9 protein-coding genes are annotated in these 10,285 nt (G+C 65.5%); 4 read left to right on the top strand and 5 right to left on the bottom strand.

Translation table 11 applies throughout. From position 1 onward, the window contains the following. Positions 1-215: hypothetical protein (locus tag U1739_RS11070; protein ID WP_332707934.1), on the top strand; the 215-nt coding region annotated here is incomplete at its 5' end. A 652-nt stretch (positions 216-867) separates the two neighbouring features. Further along, positions 868-1,425, top strand: a complete 558-nt coding sequence (locus tag U1739_RS11065; RefSeq protein ID WP_332707932.1) for a glycine zipper 2TM domain-containing protein — start codon at positions 868-870, stop codon at positions 1,423-1,425. 121 nt (positions 1,426-1,546) lie between these two features. Here the strand turns inward: U1739_RS11065 and mutS are convergent, their stop codons facing one another. From mutS to U1739_RS11050, 3 genes are read right to left on the bottom strand one after another with little or no spacing between them, the layout of a single operon-like run. Further along, entirely contained in the window at positions 1,547-4,123 is a 2,577-nt protein-coding gene (mutS, locus tag U1739_RS11060) for a DNA mismatch repair protein MutS (RefSeq protein ID WP_332707978.1), read from the bottom strand. A 17-nt stretch (positions 4,124-4,140) separates the two neighbouring features. Beyond that, the gene (locus U1739_RS11055) at positions 4,141-4,425 is read right to left on the bottom strand and encodes a type II toxin-antitoxin system RelE/ParE family toxin (protein ID WP_332707930.1); all 285 of its coding nucleotides are present in this window, start codon (positions 4,423-4,425) and stop codon (positions 4,141-4,143) included. Continuing rightward, positions 4,418-4,693 carry a hypothetical protein gene (locus U1739_RS11050; protein WP_332707928.1) on the bottom strand — a complete coding sequence of 92 codons (276 nt, stop codon included), beginning with the start codon at positions 4,691-4,693 and terminating at the stop codon, positions 4,418-4,420. The genes U1739_RS11055 and U1739_RS11050 overlap by 8 nt, the downstream gene beginning before the upstream one ends. Positions 4,694-4,814: 121 nt before the next feature. On the opposite strand from U1739_RS11050, the gene U1739_RS11045 reads away from it, so the two are divergent. Both U1739_RS11045 and U1739_RS11040 read left to right on the top strand, forming a co-directional pair. Beyond that, the gene (locus U1739_RS11045) at positions 4,815-7,073 is read left to right on the top strand and encodes an NADP-dependent malic enzyme (RefSeq protein ID WP_332707926.1); all 2,259 of its coding nucleotides are present in this window, start codon (positions 4,815-4,817) and stop codon (positions 7,071-7,073) included. 183 nt (positions 7,074-7,256) lie between these two features. After that, positions 7,257-7,880: a retropepsin-like aspartic protease family protein gene (locus U1739_RS11040; RefSeq protein ID WP_332707924.1), complete on the top strand. Its 624-nt coding sequence runs from the start codon at positions 7,257-7,259 to the stop codon at positions 7,878-7,880. Between the two features lie 152 nt (positions 7,881-8,032). Here the strand turns inward: U1739_RS11040 and U1739_RS11035 are convergent, their stop codons facing one another. Together U1739_RS11035 and U1739_RS11030 are read right to left on the bottom strand one after the other, a co-directional pair. Further along, positions 8,033-8,821 (bottom strand): SDR family oxidoreductase, encoded by a 789-nt coding sequence (locus U1739_RS11035; RefSeq protein WP_332707922.1) that lies wholly within the window; start codon positions 8,819-8,821, stop codon positions 8,033-8,035. Between the two features lie 130 nt (positions 8,822-8,951). Further along, the gene (locus U1739_RS11030; RefSeq protein WP_332707920.1) at positions 8,952-10,097 is read right to left on the bottom strand and encodes an acyl-CoA dehydrogenase family protein; all 1,146 of its coding nucleotides are present in this window, start codon (positions 10,095-10,097) and stop codon (positions 8,952-8,954) included. Positions 10,098-10,285: the final 188 nt, after the last annotated feature.

Here is a 10,285-nt window from a genome sequence, read left to right as displayed (position 1 = left end):
TCAGGCAGGAAAAGCTGCTGCCGCCGATCGCAACCTTCGATGAAACGCCCCATCACCGGCCTCCCAAATCAGACCATGATCATAGCATATCAGCGCGTTTCCACACAGCCTCCACCACTTTTCGCCGTTCAGGACGTGCTGAAGCGATCAAGCCGCCCAAAAGCCGACCGGCAGCAAATGGAGTGAAAAGCGGTCGGGCGGGAATCGCCCACTAGCGGACATCGGCTACTCCGCTATTCGTTACAAGATGACCAACCCAACGACCTACGCTTCGCCTCGATTTGGTCGACAGGGCTGCTTCGGATTGGTGGTGCTCGGCATCATTCTGTGCGTCTGCCTGCTGTTAGACACCTGCGTTTCACAGGTCGTCGTTTCACGGGTGAATTCACCTGATGGTAGTCTGGCTGCCAGCGTTACGGAGACCAATGGGGGAGCCACTACGGATTTCGGTTATGAAGTTCATATCACGCGAAATTGGCCTCTCCGATGGGATCACTCGGTCGCCAGTTTCTACGGTGCCGGTCGCAGTGACTGTGCTTATGGGGTGAACTCACGATGGGTTGGCAACGACACGCTCCTGATCTCCTACAAGGACGCGACATCAGCAGACGTGGATAAGGCAGCACATCTCTTGGGCCGAACCGTCCGGGTTATCGTCAGAAGCGGCATCAACGATCCGACGGCCCCTTGTGGTGGGATGGAATATAGCCAGCACGCCCGATAACGAACGACCGCTCTCCACCCAATAGCCGACGCTTCATGGCCCAACGACAGCACCCCTAACAACGCGTCTCGCGGCAATCTCCGGTTCACGCAACGAAGTGCATCACCGCATCGTTACGCCCCCATCATCACTGGAGAGATGCCATGAAAACTCTTGCCCTACTTCCCGCCTTCGCCGCCGGCATGATGGCGTTGGCTGCCCCCGCCACGGCGCAGACCGCGCAGGACAGCCAGCGCTTCGCTGCCGCGCAGAGCCGCCTCAACAACGAGTTGCAGACCTTCCGCGCCGAATTCGATCGCTATCAGGCGGCGGTGCAACGTCGTGGTGGTGGCGGTGGCTATCGCGACGCGCCGTACAATGATTCGCGCAACGACCCGCGCTACAATTCGCGCGACGACGACGATTATTCGCGCGCCGAGCCCAATTACGATCCCTCGCGCTATTATCGCGACGGCAACAATTATCAGGAGCGCACGCTGCGCGCCGACGAGCGTGTCTATGCCGGCAATGACGGCCGCTATTATTGCAAGCGCAGCGACGGCACGACCGGGCTGATCCTCGGCGCAGCCGGCGGAGGCATTCTCGGCAACGTCATCGATGGCGGCCGCTCGCGCGTGGTCGGCACGTTGCTAGGCGGCGCGCTGGGTGCGGTCGCCGGCAAGGCGGTCGATCAGAACCAGAGCCAGGTGCGCTGCCGCTAACACGACAAGATGGTGGGTCGAACCACCCGTCGTCACCCCGGGCTTGATCCGGGGGTCCCGCTTCTTCGGGGACCAAGAAGCGGGACCCGGCTCAAGACCGGAGTGACTGGTGAGCAAACATTCAGCCGTCGCGGCTGAGCGCCTTCAGGCGGTACAGCACGTCCAGCGCTTCACGCGGGGTCAGCGCATCGACATCGATGCTCTCGACCGCCGCGCGGATCGCGTCGCATTGCTCTTCTTCGGCTTCCTGCAACGCGGCGAACAACGGTAAATCGTCCAGCCCCGCGGCCAGACCGCCGGTCTTGGCGCGCCCCGCCTCGAGCTTGGCCAGCACCGATTTGGCGCGCGCGATCGTGACGGGCGGGAGGCCGGCGAGCCGCGCCACGGCCAGGCCATAGGAGCGATCCGCCGGCCCCTCGCTCACTTCGTGCAGCAGCACCAGTTCACCCTTCCACTCGCGCGCGCGGACATGGTGCAGCGTCAGTGCGTCGCAGCGTTCGGCGAGGCGCGTGAGCTCGTGATAATGCGTCGCGAACAGGCAGCGGCAGCGATTGTCCTCATGGATCGCCTCGACCACCGCCCAGGCGATGGCGAGCCCGTCATAGGTGCTGGTGCCGCGCCCGACCTCGTCGAGAATGACGAACGAGCGCGGCGTTGCCTGCGCCAGGATCGCTGCGGTCTCGACCATCTCGACCATGAAGGTCGATCGCCCGCGCGCGAGATTGTCCGACGCGCCGACGCGGCTGAACAGCCGGTCGACCAGTCCGAGCGTGGCGGATGTTGCCGGCACGTAGCTCCCCGCCTGCGCCAGCACGGCGATCAGTGCATTCTGCCGCAGGAAAGTGGATTTGCCGCCCATGTTCGGGCCGGTCACCAGCCACAGCCGCGACTCCTCCGACAGCCGGCAATCATTGGCCACGAAGCGCTCGCCACGCTTGGCCAAAGCATCCTCGACCACCGGATGCCGCCCGCCAACGATGTCGAAACAAGCGTGGTCGACTAAGGCGGGTCGCGCCCAGCCACCCTCGACGGCACGTTCCGCCAGCCCCGCGGCAACATCGAGCCGCGCGAGAACATCCGCGGTTGCGGCGATATCCTCACGCTTGTCCAACGCCGCTGCCGTCAAATCCTCGAGATGCGCGGCCTCCGCCGCCAGCGCATGCGCCCCGGCCTGGGTCACCTTGGCGGCCACCTCATGCAGTTCCGGGGCATTGAAGCGCACTGCCCCCGCCATGGTCTGGCGATGCGTGAAGCCGCTCTCGGCCTTCATCAGCACATCCGCATTCTTGGCGGCGACCTCGATATGGTAGCCGAGCACGTTGTTGTGACGGATCTTGAGCTGCGCGACGCCGGTGCGCGTGCGATAGTCCGCCTCCAGCGCGGCGATCGCCCGCCGCCCCCCGGCGCCCGCATCGCGCAGATCGTCGAGCGCCGCGTCATAGCCCTCGGCGATATAACCGCCCTGCGCTGCATCGATCGGCGGCGCCGGTACCAGCGCCCGGTTGAGCAGGTCGATCAAGGCACCGTGCCCGCGTAGGTGCGGCGCAAGGTCCGTCAGCAAGTCCGGCGGCGTGAGGATCTTCTCCAGCCGCTCGCCCAGCCGCCATGCGCCATCCAGCCCATCACGCAATTGCCCGAGATCGCGCGGCGATCCGCGCCCCGCCGCCAGCCGCCCCAGCGCGCGCCCGATATCGGCCAGCCCGCGCAGCGTGGTACGGAGCGCATCGCGCAGTGCGGCATCCTCGACCAGCAATTGCACCAGATCGAACCGCGCCTCGATTTCCGCGCGGGCCATTAGCGGTGCGCCGATATCGGCGGCGAGCAGGCGCGCGCCCGCCCCGGTCACCGTGCGATCGACCGCGTCGAGCAGGCTGCCCTTGCGCTGCCCGCTCGTCGTCTGGGTCAGTTCCAGGCTCTCGCGCGTCGCCGCATCGATCGCCATGGCATTGCTCGCCTGGCGCAACCGCGGCGGCCGCAGGAACGGCAGCGCGCCCTTGGCGGTGTGCGCGAGATAGGCGATCAGCCCGCCCGCCGCGGCGAGCCCGGCGCGGCTGAACTGGCCGAACCCGTCGAGCGTCGCCACGCCGTACAATTCCTTGATCCGCCGCTCGGCCGCGCCGCTGTCGAAGTCCGCGCGGGGCCTGAGCATCGTCGCCACTTCGGCAAAGCCGCTCCCCTCGCACGCAATGGTCTCCGCCGGCGCCAACCGCGCCAGTTCCGCGCCCAATCCGCCCGCACTGCACTCGATCAGTTCGAACCGCCCGGTCGAGACATCCGCTGCCGCGATCGCCACACCGCCCGCCGCTTCGCCCACCGCCACGCACCAATTGGCCGTGCGCGCATCGAGCAGCGCTTCCTCGGTCAGCGTCCCCGCCGTCACCAGGCGCACGATGCCACGCTCGACCAGCGTCTTGCCGCCGCGCTTCTTGGCCTCGGCCGGGCTTTCGGTCTGCTCGGCGATCGCCACGCGGTGCCCGGCCTTGATCAGCCGCGCGAGATATCCTTCCGCCGCATGCACCGGCACGCCGCACATCGGGATCGGCGCCCCCTCATGCTCGCCCCGCGCGGTCAGCGCGATATCCAGGCACGCGGCGGCGATCTTCGCATCCTCGAAAAACATCTCGAAGAAGTCACCCATCCGATAAAACAACAGGCAATCCCGCGCCTCGGCCTTAAGCGCGAGATATTGCGCCATCATCGGGGTGGGGGGTGAGGTCATGCTTCGTAATCCGAACTTTGCTGTGCGCTGTGCCGGATGCTGAGGATCAGAACGACATCGTGCTCGACGGTATAGCGTAGAATGTAAGGACGAACGTTCACCAACTCGCGTTCGCCGTGCCCCGCCGGACGGCCCCGCTGTGGAAAATCGCTCAGGCTTTCCCCAATCTTCCATAGCCGCTCGGCAATCTTGGCTGCCGCGTTGACGTCAAAAAGCTCGATATAGCTGGTGATGAAATCAAGGTGATCGGTCGCTGCGTCGGACCAAACGACTTTAGGCATTCCGCGCGTTCAGCCATTCTTTGAACGGCAATCGCCCCGGTCTGCCCCATGTCTTCAGCCATTCCGCGACTACCGCATGATCATGATACCTACCCGCAGCGAAATCGGCCCGAGCACGCGCATCGGCGGCCAGGATCTCCGCCTCGGTCGTCGGCAGCCCCGGGCATGGCGGCAGCGCGTCAAGAAACGCGTCCAGCGCTTCGTCATCCCAGGCGTCATCGGGGGTTCCCGGCGCGCGTCGCTGGAACTCTGCGGGTTGGTGGGTCATGCCCAGTGTATAAACCCCCGCCCCGTCCTTGCCTAGCGTGATGCCACAACCTCGCGCCAAGCCGGTTCACATCCTGCCCCGCACGCCGTAAGGGCAAGCGCGTAACGAGAAGGCCCTCCCCATGTCCGAAGATCCCACGCTGCAATTCTCCGAGCGCGAAGCGCTGCTGTTCCACTCCGAGGGTCGCCCAGGCAAGATCGAGATCATCGCCTCCAAGCCGATGGCCACGCAGCGCGATCTCGCGCTCGCTTACTCGCCCGGCGTGGCTGTGCCGGTCCAGGCGATCGCGGACGATCCCGCCATGGCCTATGATTATACCGCCAAGGGCAATCTCGTCGCGGTGATCTCGAACGGCACCGCGATTCTCGGCATGGGCAATCTCGGCGCGCTCGCCTCCAAGCCGGTGATGGAAGGCAAGGCCGTCCTGTTCAAGCGCTTCGCCGATGTCGATTCGATCGATATCGAGCTCAAGACCGAGGACGTGAACCGCTTCATCGACGCCGTCGAACTGATGGAGCCGACCTTCGGCGGGATCAATCTCGAGGACATCAAGGCGCCGGAATGCTTCATCATCGAGCAGACCCTGCGCGAGCGCATGAACATCCCGGTCTTCCATGACGATCAGCACGGCACCGCGATCATCTGCGCCGCCGGGCTGATCAACGCCTGCCTGATCACCGGGCGCAAGCTCAGCGAGATCAAGCTCGTCGTCAACGGCGCGGGCGCCGCAGCGATCGCCTGCACCGAGCTGATGAAAGCGATGGGCGTGCGCCCCGACAATGTCATCATGTGCGACCGCACCGGCGTGATCTATCAGGGCCGCGACGACGTGAACCAGTGGCAGTCGGCGCACGCCACGACGAGCAGCGCGCGCACGCTGACCGAGGCGCTGGTCGATGCCGACGTGTTCTTGGGCCTCTCCGCAGCCGGCGCGCTGAAACCCGAGATGGTCGAACATATGCGGCCCGCGCCGATCATCTTCGCGATGGCCAATCCGGAGCCGGAGATCCGCCCCGAACTGGCCATGGCCGCACGCCCCGACGCGATCGTCGCCACCGGCCGCTCGGATTATCCGAACCAGGTCAACAACGTGCTGTGCTTCCCGTTCATCTTCCGCGGCGCGCTCGACGTGCGCGCGACGGGGATCAACGACGAAATGAAGATTGCCGCCGCCAACGCCATCGCCGAGCTGGCGCGCGAACGCGTGCCGGAGGAAGTCGCTTTGGTCTACGGCGTGCACCACACGTTCGGCCCGACCTATATCATCCCGACGCCGTTCGATCCGCGGCTGATGGAGATCGTGCCCGTCGCCGTTGCCAAGGCGGCGATGGCTTCGGGCGTCGCGACCAAGCCGATCCTCGACATGGAGGCCTATCGCCAGTCGCTCCGCGCGCGGCTCAACCCGACCACCTCGGTGCTGACGCTCGCCTATGAAGGCGCGCGCGCCCATCCCAAGCGCGTGATCTTTGCCGAAGGCGAAGAGGAAGTCGTGCTGCGCGCGGCGATCGCCTTCCGCGAGGGCGGTTACGGCACGCCGGTACTGGTCGGCCGCGACGACGTACCCGATCGCCTGCGCGCCTTGGGCGTCAAGGATCCGGAGAATTTCGAGCTGCACAACAGCCGCGTTTCGCCGCTGGTGCCCAAGATGGTCGATTTCCTCTACAGCCGGCTGCAGCGCCGCGGCTATCTGCGCCGCGATTGCGAGCGCATGGTCAACCAGGATCGCAACATCTTTGGCGCGCTGCTGCTGCAATTGGGCGAAGGCGATGCCATGATCACCGGCATCACGCGCACCTACGGCGAGACGATGCGCCAGATCTACCGCGTGATCGATCCGGCCGCCGGTAAGACGCCGTTCGGCATCCACCTGCTGGTCGGGCAGAGCCACACCGTGTTCATCGCCGACACCACGGTCAACGAACGCCCGACCGCCGAGCAGCTCGCCGACTTCGCCGAGCAGACCGCCGCCGTCGCGCGGCTGATGGGCCACGAACCGCGCGTCGCGTTCCTCAGCTATTCCAACTTCGGCAACCCGAAGGGCGAATGGCTCGACAATATCCGCGATGCCGTCACCGTGCTGGACGGCCGCCAGGTGGGCTTCGAATATGAAGGCGAAATGGCGCCGGACGTGGCGCTCAACCCCAAGCAGCTGGCCAATTATCCGTTCGCGCGCCTGTCCGGCCCGGCCAACGTGCTGATCATGCCCGGCCTGCAATCGGCGCATATCTCGGCCAAATTGCTGCGCGAACTGGGCGGCGATTCGGTGATCGGCCCGATGCTGATCGGCATGGAAAAGCCGGTCCAGGTCGCCCCGATGACCAGCACGGCGAGCGAACTGGTGACGCTGGCGGTGCTCGCCGCGGGCGGCATCGCGCGCTGATCGCGCTACCCTATAACGGATACTTCCCCGGCGGACGCCGGGGCCCAGTCGCGACGGTTGGAGTAACGACGCGCACCGCCCGAAACGTCCGTCGCGCGACTGGGCCCCGGCGTCCGCCGGGGAAGTGTCTTTGTCGTCTCGCCCTAGCAACGCCGCGCATCACGCATACATATCGTGCATCCCATGACCGATATCGTGACCAACCTCACCAACACCCCGAACTTCTGGCTGATCGTCGGTGGCGTTGCTCTGCTCGTCGTTCTGGCCTGCCGTATCCGCATCCTTGGCATGTTGCTGACGATCGGCCTGATCGCCGCCTCGCTGGCGCTCTTCACGCAGCGCGCGAGCTTCGATCCCGGGCTTGATGGCGTCGCCAAAGCCTTCAACCTCGGCGATCAGGGTCAGCAGGTGGTCGGCAAGGAGATGCGCGTGCCGATGGCGCGCGACGGGCATTTTTGGGTGCGCGTGAAGGTCGGCAAAACCGAGCAGCGCATGCTCGTCGATAGCGGCGCGACCGTCACCGCGCTGTCGAGCGAGGCGGCCCGGGCGATGGGGCTTAAGGTCGAGACGCCGCTCTTCCCGGTGGTGCTGCGGACCGCCAACGGATCGATCAATGCGGAGACCGCGGTGATCCCCGAACTGCGCATCGGCAACGTCCTCGCGCGTGACCTGCCGGTGGTCGTGTCGCCCGCGTTCGGCGACATGAACGTGGTGGGGATGAACTTCCTGTCGCGGCTGAAAAGCTGGCGGGTGGAGGGCAAGACGCTGATCCTCGAACCGCACCACCCGCAGGCGACGCCCGCTTAATTCCTTCCCGAGCTTGTCTCGGGGAGGTGGCACGCGAAGCGTGACGGAGGGGCACGCCACAGACGCTGCGCTTGCGGCCAAGAACCCCTCCACCACTCGGCTGAAGAAGCCGAGCGGTCCCCCTCCCCCAGCAAAGCTGGGGGAGGAATAGTTCACGCATCGATGCTCGTGCCCAGCGCGGCATGCACCAGCCCGCCATCCACGGTAATCGTATCGCCGACGACATAGTCCCCCGCCCGGCTGGCCAGGAAGATCGCCGCACCCGCCATATCCTCGTCCACCCCGATACGCCCTGCCGGAATGCCCTTGGCGATCGCATCGCCATGGTCTCTCGCCGCCTTGTTCATCTCGCTGGCAAATGCCCCCGGCGCGATCGAGGTGACGTTGATCGCATCCTTCACCAGCCGCGCCGCCATCCGCTTGGTGAGATAGATCAGCGCCGATTTCGACGCATGATAGCTGTACGTCTCCCACGGATTGAGCCGCTGCCCGTCGATCGAGGTGATCATGATCACCTTGGACGGGCGGTCCGGCCGGCCTGCTTGCTTCAGCGCCGGGTGCAGCGCCTGGGTCAGGAAGAACGGCGACTTCACGTTGAGGTCCATCACCTTGTCCCAGCCCTTTTCGGGAAAATCCTCGAAGGGCTCGCCCCACGCCGCGCCGGCATTGTTGACCAATATGTCTAGGCTGTCGGTATGCTCGGCCAGCTGCGCCGCCAGCGCCTTGCACCCGGCGACGGTCGACACGTCCTGCGGTAGGGCGATGCACTTCTCCCCCAGCTCCGCCGCGGTGGCGAAGCAGGCATCGGCCTTGCGCGCAGAAATATACACCGTCGCGCCCTGCGCGATAAAGCCCGCGGCGATCATCTTGCCGATCCCGCGCGACCCGCCGGTGACGAGCGCGGTGCGCCCGTCGAGGCGGAAGAGGTTGCTTGTGTCCATAGTCTTCTCTCCTGTTTTCTGCTCCCCTCCCGCCTGCGGGAGGGGTTGGGGAGGGCCTGTCAAAGTCGAAGACGCCGCTTGCGGACACGCCCTCCCCTAACCCCTCCCGCAAGCGGGAGGGGGATTTACGTCACCCACCCCGCTTGATCGTCTCCCGCGCGATGATGATCTGCTGGATCTGGCTCGTCCCCTCGTAAATCCGGAACAACCGCACATCGCGGTACAGCCGCTCGATCCCGTAATCGGCGATATAGCCCGCCCCGCCGAAGATCTGCACCGCGCGGTCTGCCACGCGGCCGACCATTTCGGACGCGAAATATTTCGCTGCGGCCGACTCCATCACCACGTCCCGGCCCGCATCCTTCGACGCTGCCGTCTCCAGCACCATCGCGCGCGCCACCAGCGCCTCGGTCTTCGAATCCGCGATCATGCCTTGGATCAACTGATGCTCGGCGATCGGCTTGCCGAACTGCTTGCGCTCCGTCGCATAGGCCACGCAATCGGCGATCAGCCGCTCCGCCACGCCGACGCACACCGCCGAAATATGCAAGCGGCCCCGATCGAGCACGCGCATCGCGATCTTGAACCCCTCGCCCTCCGCGCCGAGCAGGTTCTCGGCCGACACCACGACATCGTCGAAGATCACGTCGGCGACCTTGGCGCCCTTCTGGCCCATCTTCTTTTCGGGCTCGCCGATCGACACGCCGGCCAGGTCGCGCGGCACCAGGAAGGCAGACACGCCGCGCGTGCCAGGATCATCGCCGGTCCGTGCCATCACCGTGAACAGATCGGCCTTGTCGGCATTGGTGATGTAGCGCTTGGTCCCGCTTAGCCGATACGATTGCCCATCGAACACCGCACGAGTCTTCACCGCGCCGGAATCGCTGCCCACGTCCGGTTCGGTCAGCGCGAAGCTCGTAATGGTCTCGCCGCTGGCGATGCGTGGCAGCCAAGTGGCCTTTTGCTCGGCGTTACCAGCCATGACGAGCCCCTGCGAGCCGATCCCGACATTGGTGCCGAAGCTTGACCGAAACGCCGGTGTGGTCCGCCCCAGCTCGATCGCGACCTTGGCTTCCTCCAGCATGGTCAGGCCGAGCCCGCCATATTCCTCGGCAATCGACAGGCCGAACAGCCCGAGCTCGCGCATCTCCTGAATCACGTCGGCGGGGATCGCGTCCGCCTCCTCCACCGCGCCTTCCAGCGGACGTAACCGTTCGCTGACGAAACGCCGCACCGTCTCGATCAGCGCATCGAAGGTTTCCGGGTCGAGTGCCATGTTATCTTCTCCAAAGCCCCGTCATGCTGAACTTGTTTCAGCATCCAGGCGGGGTCGTCCGCCTCACTGACCCGGTCAACGGGGCCACCGACCGCGCCTGGATCCTGAAACAAGTTCAGGATGACGTTGGTGGAGGATCGATGCCTCAATACCCCGCCGCCTGCAAACCCGAAATTCCAAATCGCCGC

It is taken from the genome of Parasphingomonas puruogangriensis (assembly GCF_036663635.1).
Taxonomy (GTDB): Bacteria; Pseudomonadota; Alphaproteobacteria; order Sphingomonadales; family Sphingomonadaceae; genus Sphingomonas.
Note: the sequence above shows the minus strand (reverse complement) of the source record. Positions and strands in the feature narration are given on the sequence as shown.

What these genes read in the sequence shown, in the direction of transcription:
- U1739_RS11065 (WP_332707932.1), top strand. Translation starts at nt 868, where the DNA reads ATGAAAACTCTTGCCCTACTTCCCGCCTTCGCCGCCGGCATGATGGCG.
- mutS (WP_332707978.1), bottom strand. Translation starts at nt 4,123, where the DNA reads ATGATGGCGCAATATCTCGCGCTTAAGGCCGAGGCGCGGGATTGCCTG.
- U1739_RS11055 (WP_332707930.1), bottom strand. Translation starts at nt 4,425, where the DNA reads ATGCCTAAAGTCGTTTGGTCCGACGCAGCGACCGATCACCTTGATTTC.
- U1739_RS11050 (WP_332707928.1), bottom strand. Translation starts at nt 4,693, where the DNA reads ATGACCCACCAACCCGCAGAGTTCCAGCGACGCGCGCCGGGAACCCCC.
- U1739_RS11045 (WP_332707926.1), top strand. Translation starts at nt 4,815, where the DNA reads ATGTCCGAAGATCCCACGCTGCAATTCTCCGAGCGCGAAGCGCTGCTG.
- U1739_RS11040 (WP_332707924.1), top strand. Translation starts at nt 7,257, where the DNA reads ATGACCGATATCGTGACCAACCTCACCAACACCCCGAACTTCTGGCTG.
- U1739_RS11035 (WP_332707922.1), bottom strand. Translation starts at nt 8,821, where the DNA reads ATGGACACAAGCAACCTCTTCCGCCTCGACGGGCGCACCGCGCTCGTC.
- U1739_RS11030 (WP_332707920.1), bottom strand. Translation starts at nt 10,097, where the DNA reads ATGGCACTCGACCCGGAAACCTTCGATGCGCTGATCGAGACGGTGCGG.